This is a genomic window from Microbulbifer mixtoriginis (SeqCode) (assembly GCF_052467515.1).
In genome coordinates this window covers 3,732,984-3,758,629 of the sequence record NZ_CP174314.1, presented here as the reverse complement: position 1 = coordinate 3,758,629, position 25,646 = coordinate 3,732,984, and the positions used below count along the sequence as shown (strand labels likewise).

Annotated in this window: 24 protein-coding genes and 2 tRNA genes; 23 read left to right on the top strand and 3 right to left on the bottom strand. The window is 55.3% G+C overall.

Features of this window, described 5'->3' with window-relative positions:
• Positions 1 to 113: 113 nt before the first annotated feature.
• The 14 genes from ruvC (at position 114) to ACJJIT_RS16105 (ending at position 9,369) form a co-directional block, all read left to right on the top strand.
• Positions 114 to 641 (top strand): crossover junction endodeoxyribonuclease RuvC, encoded by a 528-nt coding sequence (gene ruvC, locus ACJJIT_RS16170; protein ID WP_444899048.1) that lies wholly within the window; start codon positions 114 to 116, stop codon positions 639 to 641.
• Positions 642 to 700: 59 nt separating this feature from the next.
• Positions 701 to 1,312 carry a Holliday junction branch migration protein RuvA gene (gene ruvA, locus ACJJIT_RS16165; protein WP_444888053.1) on the top strand — a complete coding sequence of 204 codons (612 nt, stop codon included), beginning with the start codon at positions 701 to 703 and terminating at the stop codon, positions 1,310 to 1,312.
• 24 nt (positions 1,313 to 1,336) lie between these two features.
• Positions 1,337 to 2,359 (top strand): Holliday junction branch migration DNA helicase RuvB, encoded by a 1,023-nt coding sequence (gene ruvB, locus ACJJIT_RS16160; RefSeq protein WP_444883809.1) that lies wholly within the window; start codon positions 1,337 to 1,339, stop codon positions 2,357 to 2,359.
• 55 nt (positions 2,360 to 2,414) lie between these two features.
• Positions 2,415 to 2,819, top strand: a complete 405-nt coding sequence (gene ybgC / locus ACJJIT_RS16155; RefSeq protein ID WP_444883810.1) for a tol-pal system-associated acyl-CoA thioesterase — start codon at positions 2,415 to 2,417, stop codon at positions 2,817 to 2,819.
• A 4-nt stretch (positions 2,820 to 2,823) separates the two neighbouring features.
• Positions 2,824 to 3,513 (top strand): protein TolQ, encoded by a 690-nt coding sequence (tolQ, locus tag ACJJIT_RS16150; RefSeq protein WP_152451559.1) that lies wholly within the window; start codon positions 2,824 to 2,826, stop codon positions 3,511 to 3,513.
• Positions 3,514 to 3,533: 20 nt separating this feature from the next.
• Positions 3,534 to 3,965 (top strand): protein TolR, encoded by a 432-nt coding sequence (gene tolR / locus ACJJIT_RS16145; RefSeq protein ID WP_444883811.1) that lies wholly within the window; start codon positions 3,534 to 3,536, stop codon positions 3,963 to 3,965.
• 7 nt (positions 3,966 to 3,972) lie between these two features.
• Positions 3,973 to 4,767, top strand: coding sequence for a cell envelope integrity protein TolA (tolA, locus tag ACJJIT_RS16140; protein WP_444899047.1), 795 nt, complete (start codon positions 3,973 to 3,975; stop codon positions 4,765 to 4,767).
• Positions 4,764 to 6,059 carry a Tol-Pal system beta propeller repeat protein TolB gene (gene tolB, locus ACJJIT_RS16135; protein WP_444899046.1) on the top strand — a complete coding sequence of 432 codons (1,296 nt, stop codon included), beginning with the start codon at positions 4,764 to 4,766 and terminating at the stop codon, positions 6,057 to 6,059. Before tolA ends, tolB begins: the two co-directional genes overlap by 4 nt.
• 94 nt (positions 6,060 to 6,153) lie before the next feature.
• The gene (gene pal / locus ACJJIT_RS16130; protein ID WP_444899045.1) at positions 6,154 to 6,639 is read left to right on the top strand and encodes a peptidoglycan-associated lipoprotein Pal; all 486 of its coding nucleotides are present in this window, start codon (positions 6,154 to 6,156) and stop codon (positions 6,637 to 6,639) included.
• An 18-nt stretch (positions 6,640 to 6,657) separates the two neighbouring features.
• Positions 6,658 to 7,482 carry a YbgF trimerization domain-containing protein gene (locus ACJJIT_RS16125; RefSeq protein ID WP_444891296.1) on the top strand — a complete coding sequence of 275 codons (825 nt, stop codon included), beginning with the start codon at positions 6,658 to 6,660 and terminating at the stop codon, positions 7,480 to 7,482.
• Positions 7,483 to 7,607: 125 nt separating this feature from the next.
• Positions 7,608 to 8,267 carry a 7-carboxy-7-deazaguanine synthase QueE gene (queE, locus tag ACJJIT_RS16120; RefSeq protein WP_252084629.1) on the top strand — a complete coding sequence of 220 codons (660 nt, stop codon included), beginning with the start codon at positions 7,608 to 7,610 and terminating at the stop codon, positions 8,265 to 8,267.
• A gap of 38 nt (positions 8,268 to 8,305) precedes the next feature.
• The gene (gene queC, locus ACJJIT_RS16115) at positions 8,306 to 8,983 is read left to right on the top strand and encodes a 7-cyano-7-deazaguanine synthase QueC (RefSeq protein ID WP_444899044.1); all 678 of its coding nucleotides are present in this window, start codon (positions 8,306 to 8,308) and stop codon (positions 8,981 to 8,983) included.
• A 131-nt stretch (positions 8,984 to 9,114) separates the two neighbouring features.
• A tRNA-Lys gene (locus ACJJIT_RS16110) sits at positions 9,115 to 9,190 on the top strand.
• 103 nt (positions 9,191 to 9,293) lie between these two features.
• Positions 9,294 to 9,369, top strand: a tRNA-Lys gene (locus tag ACJJIT_RS16105).
• Between the two features lie 121 nt (positions 9,370 to 9,490).
• Here the strand turns inward: ACJJIT_RS16105 and ACJJIT_RS16100 are convergent.
• Entirely contained in the window at positions 9,491 to 10,591 is a 1,101-nt protein-coding gene (locus tag ACJJIT_RS16100; protein ID WP_444899043.1) for an NAD(P)/FAD-dependent oxidoreductase, read from the bottom strand.
• A 208-nt stretch (positions 10,592 to 10,799) separates the two neighbouring features.
• Here ACJJIT_RS16100 and nadA point away from each other — a divergent pair, with 208 nt between their 5' ends.
• On the top strand, positions 10,800 to 11,852 hold the full coding sequence (nadA, locus tag ACJJIT_RS16095) for a quinolinate synthase NadA (protein ID WP_444899042.1): 1,053 nt from the start codon (positions 10,800 to 10,802) through the stop codon (positions 11,850 to 11,852).
• 91 nt (positions 11,853 to 11,943) lie between these two features.
• Here nadA and ACJJIT_RS16090 read toward each other — a convergent pair whose 3' ends face one another.
• The gene (locus ACJJIT_RS16090) at positions 11,944 to 13,452 is read right to left on the bottom strand and encodes a M48 family metalloprotease (protein ID WP_252084633.1); all 1,509 of its coding nucleotides are present in this window, start codon (positions 13,450 to 13,452) and stop codon (positions 11,944 to 11,946) included.
• A gap of 208 nt (positions 13,453 to 13,660) precedes the next feature.
• Between ACJJIT_RS16090 and ACJJIT_RS16085 the strand changes: the two genes are divergently transcribed.
• From ACJJIT_RS16085 to ACJJIT_RS16060, 6 genes are all read left to right on the top strand, one after another.
• Positions 13,661 to 13,939 carry a sulfurtransferase TusA family protein gene (locus tag ACJJIT_RS16085; protein ID WP_444888055.1) on the top strand — a complete coding sequence of 93 codons (279 nt, stop codon included), beginning with the start codon at positions 13,661 to 13,663 and terminating at the stop codon, positions 13,937 to 13,939.
• A 20-nt stretch (positions 13,940 to 13,959) separates the two neighbouring features.
• Positions 13,960 to 15,045 carry an AI-2E family transporter gene (locus ACJJIT_RS16080; RefSeq protein WP_252085962.1) on the top strand — a complete coding sequence of 362 codons (1,086 nt, stop codon included), beginning with the start codon at positions 13,960 to 13,962 and terminating at the stop codon, positions 15,043 to 15,045.
• A gap of 275 nt (positions 15,046 to 15,320) precedes the next feature.
• Positions 15,321 to 16,424, top strand: a complete 1,104-nt coding sequence (locus ACJJIT_RS16075) for a phosphoribosylaminoimidazolesuccinocarboxamide synthase (RefSeq protein ID WP_444899041.1) — start codon at positions 15,321 to 15,323, stop codon at positions 16,422 to 16,424.
• A gap of 438 nt (positions 16,425 to 16,862) precedes the next feature.
• On the top strand, positions 16,863 to 17,474 hold the full coding sequence (locus ACJJIT_RS16070; RefSeq protein WP_444899040.1) for a hypothetical protein: 612 nt from the start codon (positions 16,863 to 16,865) through the stop codon (positions 17,472 to 17,474).
• Between the two features lie 367 nt (positions 17,475 to 17,841).
• On the top strand, positions 17,842 to 20,226 hold the full coding sequence (locus ACJJIT_RS16065; RefSeq protein WP_444899039.1) for a marine proteobacterial sortase target protein: 2,385 nt from the start codon (positions 17,842 to 17,844) through the stop codon (positions 20,224 to 20,226).
• On the top strand, positions 20,226 to 20,801 hold the full coding sequence (locus ACJJIT_RS16060; protein WP_444900925.1) for a class GN sortase: 576 nt from the start codon (positions 20,226 to 20,228) through the stop codon (positions 20,799 to 20,801). Before ACJJIT_RS16065 ends, ACJJIT_RS16060 begins: the two co-directional genes overlap by 1 nt.
• A gap of 232 nt (positions 20,802 to 21,033) precedes the next feature.
• On the opposite strand, the gene ACJJIT_RS16055 is transcribed toward ACJJIT_RS16060, so the two are convergent.
• On the bottom strand, positions 21,034 to 21,246 hold the full coding sequence (locus ACJJIT_RS16055; RefSeq protein WP_444899038.1) for a hypothetical protein: 213 nt from the start codon (positions 21,244 to 21,246) through the stop codon (positions 21,034 to 21,036).
• Positions 21,247 to 21,249: 3 nt separating this feature from the next.
• Between ACJJIT_RS16055 and aceE the strand changes: the two genes are divergently transcribed.
• Both aceE and aceF read left to right on the top strand, forming a co-directional pair.
• Entirely contained in the window at positions 21,250 to 23,919 is a 2,670-nt protein-coding gene (gene aceE / locus ACJJIT_RS16050; RefSeq protein ID WP_252084639.1) for a pyruvate dehydrogenase (acetyl-transferring), homodimeric type, read from the top strand.
• Positions 23,920 to 23,936: 17 nt separating this feature from the next.
• Positions 23,937 to 25,577 carry a dihydrolipoyllysine-residue acetyltransferase gene (gene aceF, locus ACJJIT_RS16045; RefSeq protein WP_444899037.1) on the top strand — a complete coding sequence of 547 codons (1,641 nt, stop codon included), beginning with the start codon at positions 23,937 to 23,939 and terminating at the stop codon, positions 25,575 to 25,577.
• The last annotated feature ends 69 nt before the right edge of the window (positions 25,578 to 25,646 follow it).

Below are 25,646 nucleotides of genomic sequence, written 5' to 3'. Positions count from 1 at the left end.
CTTCAGCAGACAGCCACTTTTTCTGTGCTGTCTGCGATCTCCCTTGACGCCTCGCTCCCACCTTGGGACACTCCCGCCACTATATAAACATACAGATATTTGGGGAACACCTCTTGACCCGAATCCTGGGTATCGACCCCGGCTCGCGTAAAACCGGCTATGGAATTATTGATGTAGAACGGGGTAAGGCCCGCTATGTGGCCAGTGGGGTAATTCGTATTCCCGAAGGCCCCCTACCTGAACGCCTAAAGCTGATTTTCGATGCGGTTTCTCAGATCGCCCAGCAATACCAACCGGCGCAGATGGCAATTGAAAATGTATTTATGTCTAAGAGTGCGGGCTCAGCCCTGAAACTGGGCCAGGCGCGCGGTGCAGCCATAGTGGCCGGGGCCAATAGTGGTCTCGCCGTGGCTGAGTATGAGGCGCGCAAGGTCAAGCAGGCGGTGGTGGGCAGTGGTGCAGCCGACAAGCTGCAGGTGCAGCACATGGTCAAATCCTTGCTGTCACTACCGGGGACTCCCCAGGAGGATGCCGCCGATGCACTCGCCGTGGCTCTCTGCCATATGCACACGGAGCAGACCCTGCTATTTACCGCCGGCGGAGCGCGCAGCCGCTTTCGCCGCGGTCGCCTCAGCGTTTAGAAAACTCTGCAGAACTTGGCCCTCATTGTGGGCAGCGATAGATAAACCTGGAACAACACATGATTGGAAGACTGAGTGGCACTCTGGCCGCGGTACAGCCCCCTTTGTTACTGATTGATGTGCAAGGGGTGGGCTACGAAGTACTCGCGCCTATGACCACAATTTTTGAATTGCCCGCTCTGGGACAGCCGGTTCAAGTACACACGCACTTGGCGGTTTCCGAAACGGCCCAGCAACTCTACGGCTTTATCCGCGACGCCGATCGCAAACTGTTCAGGACCCTGATCAAGGTCAGTGGTGTGGGCCCCAAGATGGCCCTGGCGATTTTATCCGGTCTCGATGGTGCGGCTTTGGCACGCTGTGTGGCTGAGGATAATGTTGCGGCACTGGTAAAGGTACCAGGCGTTGGCAAGAAGACGGCCGAGCGTTTGATTGTAGAGCTGCGCGATAAGTTGACCCCGGATTTCGGTGATTCCAACGATATCCCATTGATGGCGGCAGCCACAGCACCCAAGGTAGATCATACCGGCGAGGCGGAGAGCGCCCTGGTGGCCCTGGGTTACAAGCCCACTGAGGCCAGCAAAATGGTGGCCCGCGCGAGCAAGGAGCAGCCTGAAGCCGACAGTGCCACCCTTATCCGCCTGGCCCTAAAGGGCATGGCACCCGCCTAAAGCGGGAGGCTTGGAGTTATTGCGATGATTGAAGCCGATCGTTTAGTGGCCCCCGAACCCGCGGGGCCCTCTGGGCAGGAAGAGCAGTACGACCGCGCTGTGCGCCCCAAAGCGCTGGCCGACTATGTGGGTCAGCCAGTGGTGCGCGAGCAGATGGAGATCTTTATTCAGGCGGCCAAACTGCGCAAAGAGGCCCTGGATCACACCCTGGTATTCGGCCCGCCGGGGCTGGGTAAAACCACCCTGGCAAATATCATCGCCGCCGAAATGGGAGTGGCCATTAAGACCACCTCGGGCCCGGTACTGGAGAAGGCCGGTGATCTAGCCGCGCTAATGACGAATTTGGAACCTGGGGACGTACTGTTTATCGACGAGATTCACAGGCTCAGCCCCCATGTAGAAGAGGTTTTGTATCCGGCCATGGAGGATTACCAGCTGGATATTATGATCGGCGAGGGGCCGGCGGCGCGTTCAATCAAGTTGGATCTGCCACCCTTTACTCTGGTGGGGGCCACTACCAGAGCGGGCCTGCTCACCTCGCCCCTACGCGATCGATTCGGCATAGTGCAGCGGCTGGAATTCTACAACGTGCAAGACCTCACCAGTATCGTGCGTCGCTCCGCCAGGTTGATGGGGGTTGAGATGGATGAAGGCGGAGCCTTACAAGTGGCGCGTCGCGCCCGCGGTACCCCGAGGATTGCCAATCGCCTGCTGCGCCGTGTGCGCGATTACGCAGATGTTAAGGGCGATGGTGCGGTGGATGCTGATATCGCCGATGCCGCTTTGAATATGCTCAATGTGGATGCAAAAGGCTTTGATTCTTTGGATCGACGTATGCTGTTGGCGATGATCGAGAAATTTGATGGTGGTCCAGTGGGGGTGGACAGTCTCGCCGCTGCTGTGAGCGAAGAGCGGGATACTCTGGAAGATGTATTGGAGCCCTACCTGATCCAGCAGGGCTATATTGCCCGGACACCCCGTGGGCGAGTAGTTACCGGGCTCGCCTATGAACATTTTGGCCTGCCCAAGCCGGATAAGATCAGTTGATGATTCAGCACTTGGTGCTTTTGGGTTGGGTGGCTGTGGAAGTGAGGGAAATTCAATGAAGGAAGAGTTCGGTATTCCTGTAAGGGTTTATATCGAAGATACCGATGCGGCCGGCATCGTGTATTACGTGAATTATTTGAAGTATATGGAGCGCGCGCGCACAGAACTGTTGCGCTCCCTCGGGTATGATAAGCCGGCGATGCCGCAGGAAGGTGTACTGTTGGTGGTACATTCCGCCGAGGTCCAGTACCGTCGTTCCGCCAGGCTCGATGATGCGTTGCGCGCCACGGCGGCGATTGGCAAACTGGGGCGTGCCGCAGTGACTTTTGAGCAAAAAATTTGGCGCGGCGATGAGCTAATTTGCGAAGGCGTGGTCAAAGTGGCCTGTGTCGCTGACGACAGCCGCAGGCCCTGTGCCCTGCCGGAACCTATTTATTCAGCATTAAAGGCAGTTATTTAAGAAGATGAACGCCGGTGAACAACTTTCTCTTTGGGGGCTAATTCAGAACGCCAGCCTGTTGGTACAGCTCGTCATGTTGCTGCTGTTACTGGCTTCTGTGGTGTCCTGGGTCATGATTATCCAGCGTGGGCTCTACTTATCCCAGGCCAAACGCGCGCTCAATAATTTTGAACGTCGTTTCTGGTCCGGCGCAGATCTGAACAAACTGTTTCGCGAGGGCAACGAGCGCGCTGAAAAAGGAAAGACCGATGGGGTCGAATCCCTGTTTCGCGCTGGCTTTACTGAGTTTACCCGCCTGCGCCAGCAGGGCAGTAGTGGCCCGGAAGCGGTTATGGAAGGTACCGAGCGCGCCATGCGCGTGGCCATGTCCCGGGAACAGGAAAAGGTAGAGATGAACCTGCCGTTTCTGGCGACTGTAGGCTCCGTTAGCCCCTATATCGGCCTGTTCGGCACCGTTTGGGGGATTATGAACTCCTTCCGCGGTCTCGCCACTATGCACCAAGCCACCATTGCCACTGTAGCCCCGGGTATCAGTGAGGCATTGGTGGCAACGGCCATGGGTTTGTTCGCGGCGATTCCCGCGGTAATGGCCTACAACCGTTACTCGGCCAAGGCGGAGTGGCTGTTGTCCAGCTACGAAACTTTCGCCGAGGAGTTTTCCTCTATCCTGCACCGCAAAGTGCACTCCGGCTGAGTAGTGAGTAGGCGAACCCTATGAGTGTGTTTCGCAAGGGAACCAAGAAAAAGCTGGTCTCCGAGATCAATGTGGTGCCCTACATCGATGTGATGCTGGTGCTGTTGATTGTCTTTATGGTCACGGCACCATTGTTGATGCAAGGGGTCAAAGTGGACCTACCAAATGCGCCCTCGGCGCCGATGGAGGACACCGATGAGGAGCCTTTGATTATTTCGGTGCGTGCCGATGGCACCTATTACCTAAATCTGGGTACCGATGAGCAGGAGGCCAAGTCTCTCACTGAGATCAAGGAGACGGTGGCCAAGGTGTTGCGGCAAAAGCCGAAAACTCCGGTGCTGGTGTGGGGCGATAGCGAGGCCCGCTACGGTTTAATCGTCAATGCCATGACCGAGCTGCAGCAGGCGGGTGCACCCAGTGTCGGCCTGGTGACAGAGCCACCGCAGGGGTAGGGTGCCGGTGAATAAAGGCTTTTATGTATTGGCGATAATAATTAGCCTCCTGTTACACGGGGCGCTAATCACTGCCATTACCTATGGTTGGGAAGCCAGCAGTATGGCCGAGCGCAAACCGATGCCGAAGTTTGTGCAGGCCAAGCTGGTAACCATTGAGGCGGCGACGCCAAAGAAGAAACTGCCCAAAAAAGTAGACAAAATTCAGCAGCGCGCCCAGCGCGAGGCTGAGCAAAAACGCAAGGCCGAAGTGGAGCGCAAGCGCCGCGCGGCCCTGGAGCAAAAGAAAAAGCAGGAAGCGGAGAAAAAGCGCAAGGCCAAAGTCGAAGCCGATCGCAAGGCTAAGCAGGAGAAGGCCCAGCGCGAGAAAGAGCGCAAAGAAAAAGAGCGTAAGGAAAAAGAACTCAAGGAGCAGCTGGCCAAAGAGCGAGAGAGCTCTTTCAATGAAGCGCTGGAAGATGAGCAGGAGCTGCTCGATGCCAATGATGGGCAGCAGGCGGTGATGTCTGTAGCCCAAGCGATTCAGCAGCAAATTGAAGCCGTGTGGAGTCGCCCACCGAGTGCCCGTAACGGCATGTTGACCAAGGTAAAAATAAATTTTGTCCCCACCGGCCGGGTGGTGGCAACTAATATCGTCGAGGGCAGTGGTAATGCGGCCCTGGATCGATCGGTACTCACCGCCATCCGCCGGGTGGAAGTCTTTCCTGAAGTGGCCAAGTTGGCCCAGGAGGAGCCGGTGATATTTGAGCGGGAAGTCCGCACCACAATTTTGAACTTTAAAGTCGAAGATCTGCGCCAATGATCAAGAGTTTACTGAAGACAGTCGTCATTATTGCAATCGCCTCGGTGAGCCTGGGGGCTCGCGCCCAGCTGGTGGTGGATATCACCAGTGGTATCGATGACCCCACCCCGATCGCGGTATCCCCATTCAGCTGGTCAGGCGGTGGTGTCCTCAAAGAGGATGTCTCTGGAATTATTTCTGCCGACCTGCGCCGCAGCGGCCTTTTTTCTCCGGTACCCAAGGAGGACATGCTGTCCTTCCCTAAAGCTCCGGAAGATGTGGTGTTCCGCGATTGGCGTATCCTCGGCACCGAGTACATTGTTACCGGCCGTATCGAGCCTCAGGCCTCGGGCTACCTGCTGACTTTTGACCTGGTGAATGTTTTCGGCCAGCACAAGATGTTCACCAAACAGGTACGCGGCGGCCAAACCCAGTTGCGCGATATTGCCCACCGCGCCGCCGATGAAATCTTTGAGGCCATCACTGGTATTCGCGGCGCCTTCTCCACAGAGATGGTGTATGTGCAGGAAGAGAAGCGCGGTGGCAAGCCCAGCTATGTGCTTATGCGCTCGGATATCGACGGTGCCCGTGCCAAGCAGGTTCGCCGCTTTAGTGCGCCAGTGATGTCGCCCATGTGGTCGCCCAACGGCCAGGAGCTGGCCTATGTTTCTTTCGAGACCGGCCGCCCGGCGATTTTCCGCGAAAACTTGCGCACAGGCGAACGCAAACAACTAACCAACTTCAAGGGCATCAATAGCTCGCCAACCTGGTCTCCTGATGGAACCAAGTTGGCTATGGTGCTCTCCAAGGACGGCAACCCGGAGATCTATGTACTGGATTTGGCGAGTGGTAAGTTCACTCGCATGACCAGACACTTCTCCATCGATACCGAGCCGAACTGGATGCCGGATGGTAAATCGCTGGTTTTCACCTCAGATAGGGGAGGGAAGCCACAAATTTACCAATTGACTCTTGCCACTGGTCAAGTCGACCGCTTAACCTTCGATGGCGACTACAATGCGCGGCCGCGTGTTTCTCCTGATGGGAAAACGTTGGTCATGGTACATCGCAACCGGGGAACCTTTACCATCGCCACGATGGATATTAACTCGGGCAGGATGCGTGTCCTCACGGAGACCACCCTGGATGAGTCCCCCAGCATTGCACCCAATGGGGCCATGCTGATGTACGCAACCAAGCGCGGAGACAAGGGCATTCTGGCTGCGGTATCGCTGGATGCCGGGGTGAAGTACAACTTACCCTCACAGAGAGGCGATGTCCGTGAACCGGCATGGTCGCCATACTTTGATTGAGGCGGGGGCCCAGCGCTCTGAAGCGTAGGGTATTTATAAGACCAATTTTAAAAATCTTTCAGGATTTTCGATAACACTAAAAGCGGAGTAGCTTATGTTGAAATCAGTAAAAACGGGCCTGGGGTTGGCCTGTGTTCTGGCAGTAATGGCCGGTTGTAGCAATACCAGCAGCGACAACACCAGCGGTGAAGAGTACACTCAGCCTGAGGTTGATACTCAAGTTGAAACTAACGTTGTAGATGAAGCTGAAACCATGGCTCCGTTGGAAAATGTGGTTTACTTTGACTTCGACCAGTCCCTGCTGAAGCCGGAAACCCGTGAACTGCTGATCCGTCACGCCGACCGCATGCGCAGTAATTCTACTGCTGTTCGCCTCGAAGGCCACGCTGACGAACTGGGCACCCGCGAGTACAACCTGGCTCTGGGTGAGCGCCGCGCCAATGCTGTACGCGACTTTTTGGTACTGCAGGGCGTAGACGCAGCTAACCTGGAAGTAATCAGCTACGGTGAAGAGCGCCCGGCTCAAATGGGCTCTAACGAAGCTGCCCGTGCGATGAACCGTCGCGTTGTTATTAACTAATCGTCAAAATGGATGCCAATGGCTTTTACGATTAGAAAACTGGCGATCGCCGCTGCCATAATGGCTGCGGCATCGCCCGTATTCTCCCAAGCCCCGATTGTCGACCTGACTGCCAGCAGCCAGGAGCCGTCGCCCGTCTCAAGTGACGCTACTAACGAGGACATCTACCTCGCCCGCGCCACAACCCCCAGTCCCAAAGCTAAGACCAACCCCCAGGCTGAAGCCTACTACCAGATGCAGGTATTGCAGCAGGAAGTGCGCGAATTGCGCGGTACGGTTGAGGAGCTGCGCCACGAGATTAAGCGTCTCAAACAACAGCGCACTGAGGACTATATGGATCTGGACCGGCGTATAGCGCGCCTGAGTGGTACAGAGCCCTCAGCTCAGCCGCCGGTGGATACTAAAGGCAGTGGTGGCGCCTCTGTTGGAGGGGGTTCCTCAATGCCACCCAAGCCCCAGGGGCCGAAAGACGGCAAGAGTGAACGCGACCGCTATCAGGCCAGCTTTGGTCTGGCTCGCAATGGTGACTACGGTGGCGCCAGTGCCGAATTCAAGAGTCTGCTACAAGACTTTCCCAACGGTCAGTATGCCCCCAATGCCAATTATTGGCTGGGTGAGATAGCGCTGGTACAGGGAAATTTGGAAGAGGCCCGCGGATGGTTTGTGGCCCTGCTGGACGGCTACCCGAACTCTAATAAAGTCTGGGACGGTCGTTACAAGCTCGGAACGGTTTACCACCAGCTGGGAGATCAGCAGAAAGCGCGCAACCTGCTGGAGCAGGTGGCGGCGAGTGATGCCCGTGCATCAAACCTGGCTAAAAAATATCTGCAGGAGAACTTCTAGCCCGGTGCGGCAGTAATAACTGCTGCTGTTGCCTAATTTGCATCGCTGGTTTTTTGAGCAGAAAAAGCCTATGATCCCGCGCCCGGATGGCATGTGCCATTCGGGCGTTTTTGTGTCGGGTGTGTATGACCAATCTGTCTAAAGAATCACTCAGAATTAGTGAGATTTTCTACTCCCTTCAGGGGGAAGCGCGGGAAAGTGGCCTGCCTACGGTTTTTGTTCGACTGACCGGTTGTCCGTTGCGCTGTACCTATTGTGACTCGGAATACGCTTTTTATGGCGGCGAGCGCATGACCCTGGAGCAAATATTGCAGCAGGTGCAAAGCCATCCCGCTCGCCATGTTTGTGTAACTGGGGGCGAGCCCCTGGCCCAGCCCAATTGCCTGCCCTTGCTTGAAGCCCTTTGCGACGCCGGCTACTCGGTATCATTGGAGACCAGTGGCGCCATGCCGGTGGATCAGGTGGACCCGCGGGTGTCCCGGGTTGTGGATCTGAAAACCCCAGCTTCCGGAGAGCAGCACCGCAACCGCATGGAAAATATGCAGGTGCTCACCCGCGATGACCAGATCAAATTTGTGATCTGTGACCGGGGCGATTACGAGTGGGCCAGGTTTACCCTGGATCAGTACAACTTGCCAGAGCGTGTAGGGGAGGTACTTTTCTCGCCCAGCTATGAGCAGTTGCCGGCGCGGCAGCTGGCGGAGTGGGTGCTGGCCGATGGGTTGCCGGTGCGCATGCAGATGCAGCTGCACAAATTGCTGTGGGGAGATATCCCGGGTGTCTGATTGGCCCGGTGATTGTGGATTGAAAAATTGAGGAAGAGATGACTGCAAAGAAAGCGGTAATTTTGCTGTCCGGTGGCCTCGACTCGGCCACAGTGCTCGCCATGGCGCGTGCAGAAGGTTATGAATGTTATGCCCTGGGTTTTGATTACGGTCAGCGGCACGAAGCTGAATTGTTAGCGGCAAAGCGCGTAGCCGCTGATCTCGGAGCGGCTGAGCACAAAGTGGTGAAGCTTGATCTGCGTTCAATTGGCGGCTCGGCCCTAACTGATGACAGTATTGAGGTTCCTGAAGAGGAAACCAGTGGCATCCCGGTTACCTATGTACCGGCTCGCAATACGGTATTCCTCTCTATTGCCCTTGGCTGGGCCGAGGTGCTTGGAGCTCAGGATATTTTTGTCGGCGTCAATGCGGTGGATTACTCGGGCTATCCGGATTGCCGGCCGGAGTATATCGAGGCCTATGAAAAGATGGCCAACCTCGCTACCCGCGCTGGGGTAGAGGGAAACAAGCTCTCTGTGAGAGCGCCGCTGATGCAGATGAGTAAGGCGGATATTGTACTCGAGGGAACCCGTCTTGGGGTTGATTACAGTTTGACGGTATCCTGTTACCAGGCGCGCCCAGATGGTGCGGCCTGTGGTCGCTGCGATAGCTGTCGGCTGCGTGCTGCGGGATTTGCGGAAGCAGGCCTGGCGGACCCTACGGTGTATGCCAGCTGATTGTCAGTTGGTGTCATTTTTATGGGAAATACCTAACCCCTTAAATTTGTTAGATTTTTTTTCGGGTTAGGTATTGTCTTTTCAGAATAGATCCGTAAGATACGCAGCTCCTCACATCGAGGCACGGAAAAGGGTCGTTAGCTCAGTTGGTAGAGCAGTTGGCTTTTAACCAATTGGTCGCTGGTTCGAATCCAGCACGACCCACCATTTCCGCCGGGGATATCCACAGTAACCCCACAGCTTTTACAGACCTGCGAGAGAAGTAAAAGCATCCTGAGTTGGGACATACCAAGTTCGCCCAACTTCCTAAGGGTCGTTAGCTCAGTTGGTAGAGCAGTTGGCTTTTAACCAATTGGTCGCTGGTTCGAATCCAGCACGACCCACCATTTCTTTGCTGCATTCATTTTTATTTTTTACTTCTCTGTGAACATTGGTTTGCTCGCGCCAGAAAATTCTCTACTTGTCTGAGCCTTTAAGGCATTTATTGGTCTCTACAGAGAGCAGTTTTTAGCGACAAATACAGTCTGCTGCCATCTCCCCTAAATATAAGCAACTGGTAAGGCCGGGTGACTCAATGCCGAAAAAGGCTACTAGTTGTGGTTCTTGACTTTCGCCCCAGTGGAATACTTTGAAGTCCTGGGTTGGGCCGCCTTTTGCCGAGAGCTTTGGGCGAATGCCAGCGTAATCTGGCTTTAGGCTTTCTGCGGGGAGCTCGGGCCAATAAAGGCGAACACTTTTATAAAACCTTTCCCCTCTTTTTTTATCCACCGTGTAATCAATTTTTTCTACCCACTCAACGTCGGGTCCAAAGCGGGCATAGCCCTCCAAATCCAGTGTGAGATGAGTGCCCAGTCCGCCGGGTTCTGGCAGGGGGTAGATCAGGTGGGAAAAAGGGGGTTTGTGGTCGAGAGAAAAATAATTCCCCTTTGCCAGGAATTGGCTTGGGACTAGTTGTCGAATACTTTTGTCGTTGATTTTGCAGAGCAATTGGTGGCTGTGTAGCCCTGCGGCTACGATCAAATTCTTGGTGCCGAGTTGATAGCCATCTCTCATGGTGAGTTGGTAGTAGTCACTTTCCCGCGATATTTTTTTCACTGCTGTGTCTAGTGCCACTTGGCCGCCATGTGCTTCCAGGGCGCCCTGCAGTGCTAATAGTAGGGCGTGGCTATCGAAGATACCTGTGGTGGGTGAATAAATTGCACTGTGACACTGCAGTTGGGGTTCCATTACCTTGGCTTCTCTTCCGTTCAGCAGCTGTAAATGGCCGGCGCCATTCTTATCTCCTTGGGCTTTCAAGGCTTTGAGTTGGGGGAGTTGGGCTTCGTTGGTAGCCAGGATTAATTTGCCGATGGCTTTGTGTGGGACCGCATGCTCGCGGCAAAAACGATACAGCTTGGCTTTGCCCGCGACACAGGCTTTAGCCTTTAAGCTGCTGCTTGGGTAGTAAATGCCGGCGTGGATCACCTCGCTGCTGCGGGCGCTAATCTCTGTGCCGATATTGGTGTGTTGTTCCAGAACCAGCACATCCTGCCCTCTAATGGCCAGGGCATAGGCGCTGGCGAGACCAATGGCCCCAGCACCAATCACAATGTTTTCAACCTGCTCCATTTTAAGGGCTCCCCATTAACAGGAAGGCTTTTTTGCCTGGATGCGGGCGCGCAAAACTACTTCCCTGGTCTCTCGGGTTCTGCAGCCCAAGCCTGGGGCGTAACTTATCTTGCGGTGCTGTCGAATTACCAGTTGTTGATACTTTAGGTGCGCTGATATGGCGTCGCAATGCGTTATACTGCGCGTTTTTCGCTGGTGGTAGTTAGCCATGACCCAAAAGTCCGTTGTTGCAGAAACGGTAGATTCCCTCTCCCTGGTGCAGGCGCACTTGGCGGAGCCGGTTGTGTCTCAGTACAGTGAGGAGGAGTTGCAAGCCTGGCGCGAGCGTATCAAGCGTCTGCTTAAAGAGCAGAATGCCGTGTTAGTGGCTCACTATTACACAGACCCATTAATCCAGGCGTTGGCCGAAGAGACTGGTGGCTGTGTATCTGACTCTCTGGAGATGGCCCGCTTTGGTGCCAAGCATAGCGCCGATACCCTGGTGGTGGCCGGTGTGAAGTTTATGGGCGAGACCGCCAAGATCCTGACGCCGAATAAGCGTGTGTTAATGCCCACCCTGGAGGCCACCTGCTCCCTGGATTTGGGCTGCCCCCCGGATGAGTTTTCCGAGTTCTGTGATCAGCATTCGGATCGCACAGTTGTTGTCTATGCCAATACCTCTGCGGCGGTGAAAGCGAGAGCGGACTGGGTGGTTACCTCCAGTATCGCCCTGGATGTAGTGGACCACTTGGATGCCAACGGTGAAAAAATCCTGTGGGCCCCGGATAAGCATCTCGGTGGTTATGTGCAGCGCGAAACCGGTGCGGATGTTCTGCTTTGGGATGGCTCCTGTATTGTGCACGAGGAGTTCAAGGCGAAAGGTGTGGAGGACCTGAAGGCGCTCTACCCGGATGCCGTAGTGTTGGTGCACCCGGAATCCCCTGCCTCGGTGGTTGCACTGGCGGATGTGGTGGGTTCCACCTCGCAGATAATCAATGCAGCCAAGACCCGCCCAGAGAAGCGCTTTATCGTGGCGACCGATCAGGGCATCTTCTACAAGATGCAGCAGGAGTGCCCGGATAAAGAATTGATGGTTGCCCCCACTGCTGGAGCTGGCGCCACCTGCCGCAGCTGTGCGAACTGTCCTTGGATGGCGATGAACTCCCTGGAGAATTTGTGTGGGGTGTTGGAGCGCGGTGATAACGAGATCTTTGTAGATACGGAGTTGGGCCGTAAGGCGATGATCCCGCTGCAGAGAATGCTGGATTTCCGCAAGGGTTAAAGGCGCCTAGCGGGCTCCAGTGCAAATAAAAAAGAGCGGCTAGAGGCCGCTCTTTTTGTTTGTGCTTTGTTTGTGTTGTTAATGAGTGGGGTCAAAGCTCCTTGGCTTTTTCCTGCATCTTGATGACGTCTTTAAGGCGCTGTTTCAGGATGGCATTGGTTTGATAGTCGTCTTTGGTCATGCGAATGCCGTGGCGCAGGTGCTGCAGGGCCTTATCGAAAACACCGATCAAAATATAGTATTCGGCTCGTGCCTCGTGCACCCCGACGATATCCCCGGCCAAGCCATGGGTCTCGGCCAATAGGTACCATACGGCGGGGTCTTTCTTGCGCACCCTGCTGTATTTGGCCAGCATGCGCTCTGCCGCCAGATAGTTGCCCGCTTTAAAATGAGCGTTGGCGAGCCCCATCACCAGGGCGTGGTCGCCGGGGTTGCGGTCCAGTGCCTGCTGTAAGCGCTGGGTGGCGCCTGAATAGTCTTGGCGCACCAGGTCAATATCTGCGCGCGCCAGGACAAAAGCGGCTTTTGAGGGCTCCTTATCGAGGAGCGGCTGCAGGGTGTCCAGAGCGGAATCCGGCCTTCCTGCGGCGATTTGTGCCAATGCCAGGCCGTAGCGGGCGGCATCTTCGTTGTCATGGATACCATTAAGTTCGGCTTGGAAGCGTTTAACGGCCTGCTGTGGCGTGGCTTCAGTGGCCAGGCGAATTCGCGCGCGCATCATATGGTAATCGCGGCTATCGCTGGGTTCGACATCCTCCATACGCTGGGAGCGCAGCTTGGCATCGGCGATACGCTTCTCTGTTACCGGGTGGGTCAGCAGGAACTCTGGAGGGCGGCGGTAATAGCGGGTGGCTTTGAGCATCTGCTCGAACATCTCGCCGGCGGCATCTGGATCGCGGCCGGATCTTGCCAAGGTTTCGATACCGACCCGATCGGCCTCCTGTTCATTCTTGCGGCTAAAGCGCAGCTGGCTGTCGAGCGCTGCAGCCTGAGTTGCAGTTATGGCGGCGAGCCCCGCTTCGCCACCGGCGGTGGCGGCGAGTACCAGAGCGCCGAGCATGCCGGCCAGGGTGGGTAGGGTGTTGTTGCGCTGGGCTTCCAGGGAGCGGGCGTAGTGGCGCTGGCTGAGGTGGCCCAGTTCGTGGGCGACCACCGAAGCAAATTGATCTTCGTTTTTCGCAAATAGGAAGAGGCCAGTGTGAATACCCATAATGCCACCGGGTACCGCAAATGCGTTCATGGTTTCATTGTTTACCACGACCACATCAATATTCTTGTCCTCCAGGGGGCTGTATTCTGCCAGGCCCTTAACGGTTTTTTCGACGTACTGCTGCAGCAGTGCATCGGAGGAAGTCTTAACCTGGCTACGAAATATACGTAGCCACATTTGGCCCAGTTCTTTCTCGCGCTGGGGGGATACCAGGCCGCTGGTGCTGTCTCCAAGTTCCGGCAGGCGGATTCCCTCAGAGTCAGCGGTGGCTGCAATGGGAGTGCTGCCGAGCAACAGGCCTAAGCCGAGTGCCTTTAGGGTATTGCGCAATCGCAGTGAGAGAGGCGCTTTGTTTGATCGACGAGGCAGGCTTTTTTGGGGATCAGTCATTTTGATTACTGCTCGGTCTGTCCATGAAGGATCTATAGTCCAACTCTATACGCAACCCCGTTGAACTGTCGAGGGTTAGACAGGGTGGGGCGGTAAAGGTTCTGGCCGGCGCCAGTGGGAAGGTTAAAAAGGGTTAAGCATTGTCGGTAACTGGCGCAGATTACGCGTTATAATCCGCGGCTCTGTAAAGCTTGTGACCAGATAGCCAATGGCCGTGCCCCCTTCCGATACCGTTGATAAAAACTCCGTGCCGGACTGGCATGCGGCGGTAACGGTGGACGCCCGCCAGTTGCCCTGCCCCCAGCCTCTGCTGGCTATGCGCAGGGCCCTGCGCCAATACGAGGCGGGGACCTTACTGTGTGTGATGGCCACCGATGAGGGTTCCTGGCGCGATTTTCACAGCTTTGCCGCACTGAGTGGTAGGCCCCTGCTGCGCGCCGAGAGGCGTGATAATACCTTTCTATATTGGCTGTACGCTGGCAAATGAAGAATCAATCCCGAGAGTCTATGTTGTCGATTGTTAAAGGCTGGGTGAACCGCTACTTCAGTCAGGAAGAAGTGGTGTTGCTCGTGCTGCTGCTCACCGTAGCGCTGGTGGTACTGGCCACGCTCGGAGGTGTGCTGGCGCCTGTGCTTACGGCCCTGGTAATCGCCTTCCTGATGCAGGGCATGGTGCAAAAGTTGAAGTCCTGGCGGGTGCCCCATTGGCTCGCGGTAACACTTTCCTGCCTGGTGTTGGTGGGCACTATCGTGGGCCTGCTATTTGTGGTGCTGCCGATTATTTGGCGCCAGCTGGTGCGCCTCGGTGCGGAGTTGCCGAATATGGTGCAGCGCGGCCAGGAGCTGTTGTTGCTACTGCCGGAGCGCTACCCGCGCCTGATTTCTGCGGCGCAGATCGACGAGGTTTTTAATACCCTCGGCAAAGAGCTGGGTGGCATGGGGCAGACCCTGCTGGCCTTTTCTCTCACCAACCTGCCCATTTTTGCCGGCTTGCTGATTTATGTGGTGGTGGTGCCGATCCTGGTGTTTTTCTTCCTGAAGGACTCCGACCAGCTGATCCGCTGGTGTACCTCTTTCCTGCCAAAGCAGCGCCCCATGCTGCACCAGATCTGGCACGAGATGAACGACCAGGTGGCCAATTATGTGCGCGGCAAAGTGGTTGAGATCGGTATAGTGGCAGCGGTGAGCTACGCCGCCTTCCTGTTGCTGGGGGTCAATTACGCCCTGCTGCTGGCGGTGGCGGTGGGCCTGAGTGTATTGATTCCCTATATCGGCGCGGCGGTGGTGACCATCCCGGTGGCGGCCATTGGCCTGTTCCAGTGGGGTTGGAGCAATGAGTTTTTCTACCTGATTATGACCTACGGCATTATCCAGCTGCTCGATGGCAATGTATTGGTGCCATTGTTGTTTTCCGAGGCCGTCAATCTGCACCCGGTGGCAATTATCCTGGCGGTACTGTTTTTCGGCGGTATCTGGGGCTTCTGGGGCGTCTTCTTCGCTATTCCGCTGGCGACCCTGCTTAAGGCCATTATGAGTGCCTGGCCCACCAGCGAGCACCAGGCCGAGTGGGAGGCCAAGCGTATATCGGAGTAATGCCGGCGAGCCCGCAGGGAGCCTCTGAGCCATTGTTATTCCGCAACCTGGCCCGCCCTATAGAGCTTTAAGAGCGGGTCACACTCTGCGTTGCGACTTATTGAAACGTCTAGGCACTCCTGCGCAGCCGAGCCCTGCCTGTAACCGGCCTGAGAGCCAGAGGCATCACGAAATTGTTCGGGGGCTCCCGCCAACTTCTTTTCTTTGTATCGACGCGGGCCATTGCTAGAATGCCGCGCTTTCTTTTATTTGCTCCTTCGAATAGGTGAGAGCCCATGAGCCTGGCTGACAAAGTTCTAGCGGTCAATAATGACCTGCCGATCCGTACCGATAAGCCTGTCCACAGCGGCAAGGTCCGTTCTGTTTACTGGCTGAGCGAAGAAGATAGCCGCCGCCTGATTGAGGAAAAAGGCTACCCGGTTTCCCCGGACACCCCTCTCGCGGTAATGGTGATTTCCGACCGCATCTCCGCATTCGACTGCATCTGGACCGGCGAGGGCGGCATGCGCGGCGTGCCCGGCAAGGGCGCGGCATTGAACGCGATTTCCAACCACTGGTTCAAGCGGTTTAAAGAGCAGGGTCTGGCCGATAGCCATATTCTGGATATCCCGCATCCGCTGGTGTGGATCGTACAGAAGGCGCGCCCGGTGATGATCGAAGCGATCGCCCGCCAGTACATCACCGGCTCCATGTGGCGCTCTTACCAAAAGGGCGAGCGCGACTTCTGCGGCATTGAAATTCCCGATGGCCTGCAGAAAGACCAGAAGCTGCCAGAATTGCTGATTACCCCCTCCAGCAAAGGTATTCTCAAGGGGATCCCCGGCGTGCCGGAAGTGGATGACGTCAATGTCACCCGCAAGAATATCGAAGACAATTTTGCGGCCTTCGGCTTCCGCAGCGCGGGCGATATCGACCTGTACGAGAAGTTGTTAAAAGAAGGTTTCGATTTGATCTCCGCCGAGCTGGAAAAGCTCGACCAGGTCTTTGTCGATACCAAGTTTGAATTCGGCTATGTCACCGATGCTAATGGTGTAGAAAAGCTGATCTATATGGACGAAGTGGGTACCCCGGACTCCTCCCGTATCTGGGACGGCGAACAGTATCGCGCGGGCAAGGTTGTGGAAAAATCCAAAGAGGGTTTCCGCCAGGCCCTGCTCAATCACTTCCCCGATGCCGATATCCTGTTAAACAAAGACCGCATGGCTGAGCGCCTGGCTCTGGCTCGCGACAATGAGCTGCCAGAATCTATGCTGATGGATCTCTCTAATACTTATATTGGTATTGCTGAGAAGATTATTGGTACGAAATTGGAGATATCAGATAACCCCAAAGCGGAATTGCTTGAAGTATTGCGTAAGGATTATGGTCTAGTCGACTGATATCAGATTGATTGACAAAAAAACCGGCGCTTGCGCCGGTTTTTTTGTGTCTGGAAATTTTATTCCTTATTGGTTCGATGGTCTTGGTGCAGATTTTCTCTTAAGAAAGTGCATTAATATTGATTCAGTATTGATTGATTTTTGGAGGTTCTGCAGTTTAATTTGTACGTCTGTTATTCAAATTCTTCCCTCTGTCAGCTTTTTTATTTTATCCATAGTTTTGTTGTTGCTGTTCAAATGGTTGTGGGGTGGTTTTGATTGTATATTTTCTTCTGGGTCTATATTCGGATGGTTTGTAATTAAGTGTGATACTTCACTCTTATGTGTGTGTTAAAGTGCTGAAGCTTTCTATGAGATTTAATTTTTTGTTTGAGAAGTTTTTGCTTGTTCTTAAATTGGGTATTGTTTTTGTTTGGTAATTATTGAAAAGGATTTTTTATGGAAGCTGATGGGCCTCTTATTTTAAACTTGGGTTCTGGGCGTGAGCACCCAATAAGTAACGGCGAGATTCGGGAAGTGTCCGGATTTGAGGGTAGTAAAGTTATTAATTATGACTTTGTTGATCGTTCACATGCTCCATATGCTTCTTTCTGGGAGCCGGGTGACTTTAGGCAAAAGTTGAGTAAGTTGAGTAAGTTGAGTAAGAAGGAGTTGAATGAGGAGGACAGGTTGAAATGGGAGAATATATATAGTGCAAATGTTAACTTTTGCCTTTTTTTGGATGATTGCTCAGTAGATGTTGTAATTGCGGTGAGCCCTCATGGGTATTCCGTGTTAAATGAAGAGGTGTATAGGGTTCTGAAGCCTGAAGGCATAGTAATTATGTTGGGGAATGGGGCAAATAAGTTTTTCACGAAAGAGAAATTTTATAAGAGTAAGAATTTGTCAAACTTAGGAGATTTTTATACGTTGTTTGAGCATGCAGAAGCTAAAGATAGGTTGGTGGAGTTAGAGGCGCATTTATTTGGTCGTGAATCATATGTTACCGGTGGGGCTAAGAAGACCAATTTACATGAGTGTAAGATTTTTAGAAAAGTCAGGATTTTTTAAGTGTAGAGTCTACTTGTATGTTAATTTATGGGGTTGGTAGTCTGAATTATTGTTCGCCAGCTTTTATAGTTTAAATATACTCAGTTTGGAGTGTTGTATGCTCCTGTCTTCCTTGATATGTCCGGCATAGTTTATTTGGGTTTAGGGTATAAATTGCGTTGGGACTCAATAAGAATTATGTCAAAAAGAGTTATGTCTGAAAATGATTTTAATGGAGGGTGAGAGGAGATAGCTAAAAGCTAAATTATCTCCCTTCACCACAATTCGCCATAATTCCTCCCATTTTCCACCCGATTCCCTGCCACCTTTCGCCCGCTTGCCCCTGTTTAATCACTTCAACATCCAATTTAAAAGTGGAGGGAAGTGAGTGAACAGGGTGATGTTGTTTGGGCAGCGGTTTCATAAAGACGATCTGATGTTGCCGACGGAGGAATATTACCGCCGCCGCCAGAAGAGCGGTGGTACCGGACGCTGGTTGTTATTTATAGTGGTGGTATTGGCCGTGGTCATTGCGGCAATCGGAGCCGAGGTCAGTGCCCAGGCGCTTACGTCTAGTAATGGTGATATTACCTCTGAACTGATTACCCTGGATGATGTGCAGGCGGGGGATTTACTGTTCACCGGTGCGGAGCCGGGCCGCTATGTGCCCGCCGTGCACCTGCACAGTAGTGTCAAAATGGTGGTGCGCGGTCTGGTTGCGGAAGTGCAGTTACAGCAGGCTTTTCAGAATACCAGCGATAGCTGGCAGGAGGCGGTTTACGCACTGCCGCTGCCCGAGCAGGCAGCGGTAGTTGGCCTCGAGATTCAATTGGGCGAGCGCCGTATTGTCGGCAAGGTGCGCGAGCGCAAACAGGCGGCAAAGATTTATAAGGCCGCGCGCGCGACGGGTAAGCGTGCGGCGCTCTTAGAGCAGCAGCGCCCCAACCTGTTTACCAACAAGGTAGCGAATATCGCACCGGGAGAAACGGTGCAGGTGAATATTCGCTACCTGCAGCCGGTGGCCTATGACAGTGGCGTCTTTTCTTTGCGGCTGCCAACCACCCTGACTCCCCGTTATATCCCCGGTGAACCCATTCCCTCACAAGCTTTCGGTGGTACCGAGCTGGAGTTGGCCACTCAGAGCAGTGGCTGGGCGCTGCCCACTGATCAGGTACCGGATGCCGCAGCGATTACCCCGTTGATGCAGCCGGCGGCAGAGTTGGAAGCGGTGGGCAGTCACAATATGGCCATTGAGGTAGAGCTGGAAGGCGGCTTGCCGCTGGTGAAAATCGGCAGCCCCTATCACGATATTGCCATCGATGAAAAAGCCGGAGAGCGCTACTCGATTCGTCTGCGCAAGGGCAGGGCAAAAATGGATCGGGACTTTCTTTTAAACTGGCAGCCGGAGCCCTCGGCCATGCCGCGTGCGGCGCTGTTTAGTGAGCATGTTGGTGAGCGTGCTGCCGGTGTGCAGGCGGATGGCAGGGAAAGTGCGGATAAAAAATCCGGTACCTATTTGCAGCTAATGCTGCTGCCACCAGATGAGGGTGCTCGTGCCCAGCGCTTGCCGCGGGAAGTGGTTTACGTGATCGATACCTCCGGCTCCATGTCTGGCAACTCTATCCGTCAGGCCAAGGAGAGTCTTACCCTGGCGCTCTCGCGTCTAGATGGTAATGATCGCTTTAATGTGATCGAATTTAATAACAGCTCCCGCGCTTTTTTCCCGCGTCCAGTGGCAGCAAGTGCGGAGAATATTCAGCGTGCGCGCCGGGAGGTGGAACGCTTAAATGCCGATGGCGGCACCGAGATGGCTGCGGCGCTGCGCCTGGCACTGGGCCAGCAGTTGCCCGATAACAACAGCCTGGTACACCAGGTGGTATTTATTACCGATGGTGCGGTGGGCAATGAACAGGCGCTGCTCGAGTTAATCCACCAACACCTGGGCGATGCGCGTTTATTTACGGTGGGCATTGGCTCGGCGCCCAACAGCCATTTTATGCGTAAAGCCGCCCAGTTTGGCCGCGGTTCTTTCGTCACCATCGGCGATCTTTCCGAGCTGCACAGGCGCATGCAGACCTTATTCGCCAAGCTGGAAAACCCTATGGCCACCGATCTGCAGTTGAGCTGGCCCGAGGGTGTGGTGGCGGATGCCTATCCCAAACGAATCCCCGATCTCTATCGCGGCGAGCCGTTGCAGCTGGTGGCCAGGGTGGAAGGGCAGTCGCTGCAGGGGGATATTCAGTTGCGTGGGCGTATGGCCGGTAAGCAGTTTGTGCGCAACCTGGCGCTGACCCTGGAGCAGGCCCCCAGTAGCAAGGGCATCGGCAGTTTGTGGGCGCGCAACAAAATGGAATCCCTGCGCGACCGCCAGACCCAGCTGGGTGAGGAGAGTGATGCGGGCCAGGCTCTGCGTGCACAGATTTTACAGCTCGCCCTGGATCATCAACTCGCCAGCCCCTACACCAGCTTTGTCGCGGTTGAAGAAGAGCTGGTGCGCAAGCCCGAAGAAAAGCTCTCCCAAACTGCGCTCACCAGCATGGTGCCCAGAGGGCAGGTGTTGCAGCGCCAGGCTTACCCCAGTACGGCCACAGGTGTTTATGCGCAGCTGTTTGCTGCCCTGAGCTTGCTCAGCCTGGCAGCATTGTTGCGCCGGGGCCGCTCAATGCGCGCCAATTTGATGGGGGCAATCCGCCGCCTGCTGCGTAAGGTAGTGCCGGATTTGCGCCGCTGTAACAGTGGTCTGGAGGCGCAGCTGGGGAGTGCGCCGCAGTGATGCGCCTGCTGCTTTTTTCAGTGTGCCTGCTGGTGGGGTTGTGGCAGTTGGGCTCCGCCTCCTGGCTACTGGCCAAGGCGCAGCTGGCTCAGTTTCTGATTGCCAGTGCCTGGGAGGAACAGTTGCAGGGCGGGGTTCCGCAAAAGCCCTGGCCCTGGGCGGATACCCGGCCGGTGGCCAAGCTCAAGCTGCAGGGCCAGCGTCCTTTTATAGTGCTGGCGGGAGGCAGTGGAGAATCCCTCGCCTTTGGTCCCGGCTTGCTTAATGGTTCCGGTAAGCCCGGTGATTTTCGCACCACAGTAATCGCTGCGCATCGGGATACACACTTTGCCGGGCTGCAAACCCTGCGGCACGGCAATGGCATTTACCTGCAGGGTGAAGACGGGCGCTGGCACACGTATCGGGTGACGGAGCTGCGTATCGTAAATAGTGAGCGCGAACGTCTGCCGGTTTTTGCCGAGCGCGGCCTGCTACTGGTGACCTGCTATCCCTTCGATGCTATGGCGGCGGGTGGTCCACTGCGCTACTTGGTCTACGCTGAATACCAATCTGGCGGGGAGCTGGTGCAGCTGTGACTGGCACCTTTATTTGAGACTCGATTTTGTAATTTGATTTCTCAAACTTTCCATAAAATATTCCGGTAAAACAGCAAAATGGCAAATAATTGTTTTGCCGTTTTGTTTTGTTTGTTACTAACCGCCCTATCTGGAAAATTTTTTGTAGTAATACTACAATCGCTTCCGCTAATAACCGGGAATGGGGCTTTGTCCGCCACGTTAGAGTGGGGCCCGGAACAGATAATTACAGTCAAACTAAGCATTCGCGGCACAGACTGGCGCCGCTTTTCCTCTCCGCCGCGATCGGGTGAAGATTCACACATTGCATTTCCGCCACCAACGGCGGTGAATTGGCGGAAGCCTGAAAAAAAGGAAGCATTTTTTCGCCTGCGCTGTAGTTTGCCCGCGTACCGATTTTTGAGAAATAGACCGACTCGACGTCGCCTAATTCGCCGAGGAGCATTTGATGCACGAAGATACCGATAACCTCGAAACGCAGGAATGGCTGGATGCGCTGCAGGCGGTTATCCGCTACAGCGGCAAAGAGCGCGCCGCCTTCCTTCTAAAGCAGCTGTCTGATCGCGCTACCGATGTCGGTGTGCAGCTACCCGCGGCTATCACTACCCCTTACCGCAATACCATTCCGCCCAATGCGGAAAAGCGCATGCCCGGCGACCTATTTATGGAGCGCCGTATTCGCTCCCTGATTCGCTGGAATGCCTTGGCAATGGTGGTGCGTGCCAACCAGAATAACGACCACCTCGGCGGCCATATCTCCAGTTTCTCCTCTGCCGCCACACTCTACGATGTGGGCTTTAACTACTTTTTCCGCGGCAATGAAGGTGAAGAGCGCGGCGACCTGATTTTCTTCCAGGGCCACAGTGCGCCGGGTATTTATGCCCGTTCTTACTTGGAAGGACGCTTCGATGAGGAGCAGCTGGATAACTTCCGCCGCGAAGTGAACGGTAACGGTCTCTCCTCTTATCCACACCCCTGGTTGATGCCGGATTACTGGCAGTTCCCCACAGTTTCCATGGGGCTGGGACCGATTCAGGCAATTTATCAAGCGCATATTATGCGCTATATGTCCGCCCGTGGTTTATCGCCGCGCGGTGACCGCAAGGTGTGGGCTTTCCTCGGCGACGGCGAATGTGATGAGCCGGAAACTCTGGGCGCCATTTCCCTGGCCGGCCGCGAGCAACTGGAAAACCTGGTGTTCGTGGTTAACTGTAATCTGCAGCGCCTGGATGGCCCGGTGCGCGGTAACGGTAAAATTGTGCAGGAGCTGGAAGGCGTATTCCGCGGTGCCGGCTGGAATGTCGTTAAAGTACTCTGGGGCCGCCTGTGGGATCCGCTGCTGGAGAAAGACGACAAGGGGCTACTGCAGAAAGTCATGGACGAAGTGGTCGATGGCGAGATGCAGAACTTCAAGGCCAACGGCGGCGCCTATACCCGCGAACACTTCTTCGGCAAGTACCCGGAGCTGCTGGAGCTGGTCAAGGATATGTCCGACGATGAGATTATGAAGCTCAATCGCGGCGGCCACGACCCCTATAAAGTCTACGCAGCTTACGCGGCAGCCATGGCCCATAAAGGCCAGCCCACTGTGATCCTGGCGCAAACAGTTAAAGGCTACGGCCTGGGCTCCGCCGGTGAAGCGGCGATGGATACCCACTCCGTGAAGAAGCTGGATCTGGATTCCCTTAAGCGCTTCCGCGACCGTTTTGCCATCCCGCTCACCGATAAAGAGCTGGAAGAAGTGCCTTACTACCGTCCGTCTCCGGATAGCCCGGAAATGAAATATATGGCGGAGCGCCGCAAGACCCTGGGCGGTCCGGTTCCCCGTCGCCCGATTGAGTGCCCAAAACTGGAAGTGCCAGGTCTCGATGCCTTCAGCGCGCTGACCAAAGGCTCCGGCGAGCGCGAAATTTCCACCACCATGGCATTTGTGCGCGCTATCGCCGCACTGGTGAAAGACAAGAATATCGGCAAGAACATCGCGCCGATTGTGCCTGATGAAGCCCGTACCTTCGGTATGGAAGGCCTGTTCCGCCAGCTGGGTATCTACTCTTCTGAAGGGCAGCGTTATACCCCGGTGGATCACGGCCAGATCATGTATTACAAGGAAGATAAGAAAGGCCAGGTGCTGGAAGAGGGCATCAACGAAGCCGGTGCCATGTCTGCCTGGATGGCGTTGGCTACGGCCTATAGCAACCACGGCGTGCCGATGGTGCCTTTCTATATCTACTACTCCATGTTCGGCTTCCAGCGTGTGGGCGACCTGGCCTGGGCCGCTGGCGATATGCAGGCGCGCGGCTTCCTGATTGGCGCCACCGCCGGCCGTACCACTTTGAATGGTGAGGGCCTGCAGCACCAGGATGGTCACAGCCATGTACTGTCCTCCACTATCCCCAACTGCCGCAGCTACGATCCGGCCTACGGTTACGAGTTGGCTGTGGTTATGCAGCGGGGCCTCAAGGAGATGTACGAGGAGCAGAAGAATGTCTTCTATTACATCACCATCGAGAATGAAAATTACCTGCAACCGGAAATGCCCCAGGGCGTGGAAGAGGGCATTATTCGCGGTATCTATAAACTCCAGTCCAACGTTAAGAAAGGCGCCAAGGGCAAGACTGCCAAGAAGCATGTGCAGTTGATTGGTGGCGGTACTATTTTGCGCGAAGTGCTGGCAGCAGCGGATATCCTCGCCGACCAATTTGGCGTGACCTCCGATGTTTGGAGTCTCACCTCTGCTGTGGAAGCGGCCCGCGAAGGCCAGGATGTGGCGCGTTGGAATATGCTGCACCCGGAAGCCGAGTTGCGCAAAGCCTGGATCACCGAGCAGTTTGAGGGCAATACCTCACCGGTGATCGCTTCCACTGACTACATCCGTTCCTATGTGGAGCCCCTGCGTGAATTTATCGATGGGGACTTGACCACCCTGGGTACTGATGGTTTCGGCCGCAGTGACAGCCGCGAGCAGTTGCGTCGTTTCTTCGAGGTGGATCGCAACTATGTGGTGATTGCCGCTCTGAATGGGCTGGCTAAGCAGGGTGTGATTGATGCGAAAGAAGTGTCCGAAGCGATCGTGAAGCTCAATATCGACGCCGAAAAAGTTAACCCGCGCATCAGCTAAGAGAAGGCAGAACTCCTATGGCAAAACAAGTCATTAAAGTGCCTGATCTCGGCGGTGCCGATCAGGTGGATGTGATTGAAATTACGGTTGCCGTCGGTGATACCGTCGCGCAAGAGGATTCTCTGATTGTGGTGGAGGGCGACAAGGCCTCCATGGATGTGCCGGCCCCGGTGGCCGGCAAAATCCTCAGCATCAGCGTAAAAGAGGGCGATAAGGTCTCTGAAGGCGATGTGATTGGCGAGATCGAAACCGATGTCGCGGAAGCACCGGCAGAGGCGCCCGCTGCAGCCCCCGCCCAGGAAGACGCTGCGCCGGCGGCAGAGCCTGTAGCTGAAGCCCCTGCGGCAGCAGCGAGCGGCGAGCCGAAAGAGGAAACGATCCAGATCCCGGACCTGGGCGGTGCCGATGCGGTTGATGTGATCGAGATCAGTGTGCAACCCGGTGATACCGTCGAAGAGGGTGATTCTCTGATTGTGGTGGAAGGCGATAAAGCCTCCATGGATGTCCCTTCCCCCAGCGCCGGTACTGTAGTTTCTATCGCCGTTAAAGAGGGCGATAAGGTTTCCACGGGCGATACCCTCGGTGTATTGAACGTGGTTGCCGCAGGCGGTGCCGCCGCGCCCGCAGCTCAAGCCGCGGTTCCGGCAGCTGCTGCGTCTGTCGAGAGCGCTCCACAGCAGGCCCCTTTATCTGTTGAGCCGCCGTCAGTGCCGCAGAAAGATTACCAGCTGGAGCGCAATCTCACTGCTGCAGCCCAGGTTTATGCCGGTCCCGCCGTACGCAAATTGGCCCGTGAGTTGGGTGTTACCTTGAACAAGGTGAAGCCCACTGGTCCGCGCAACCGGGTCTCCAAGGACGATCTGCACAATTATATCCGCGAGCAGGTGAAGAAAGCCGAGAGCGGTGCGGTCGGCGGTGGAATTGGTATCGCCAAGATGCCGGATATCGACTTCAGCCAGTTTGGCCCGGTGAACGTGGAGCCGATGAGCAAGATCCACAAGATCACCGCAGCCAATATGTCGCGCAACTGGCTCAACGTGCCTCATGTCACCCAGTTTGATGATGCGGATATCACCGAGCTGGAAACCTTCCGCAAGTCTATGAAGGCTGAGGCGGAAAAGCGCGGTGTGAAACTCACGCCTGTGCCTTTCCTGCTGAAAGCGGTAGCCGCGGCCCTGCGCGCAGAGCCCAGCTTCAATGTGTCCCTGCACAATGATGGCGAGCAGATTGTGCGCAAGGACTATGTACATGTGGGTATGGCGGTGGATACGCCAAAAGGCTTGATGGTGCCGGTTATTCGCGATGTGGATAAAAAAGGCTTGTATGAGCTGGCGGCTGAGGCCACTGAAATGGCCCTGAAAGCCCGCGATGGTAAGCTGAAGCCCAACGAGATGCAGGGTGCCTGTTTCACCATTTCAAGCCTGGGTGCTATTGGCGGTACCGGATTTACCCCGATCGTCAATTCGCCAGAAGTGGGCATCCTCGGTGTTTCCAAGCTGGCGGTGAAGCCGGTGTGGAACGGCGAGGAATTCGAGCCGCGGCAGATGCTGCCATTGGCGCTGTCTTACGATCACCGCGCGGTCAATGGTGGCGATGCCGGACGCTTTATGACCTACCTGGTGAGTGTGCTTGCGGATGTGAGGCGCCTGCTGCTATAGCCTATTCATAAGCTACAGCACAACCCTCAAAAAGCGGCCTATGGCCGCTTTTTTTATGGGGGCCACTCA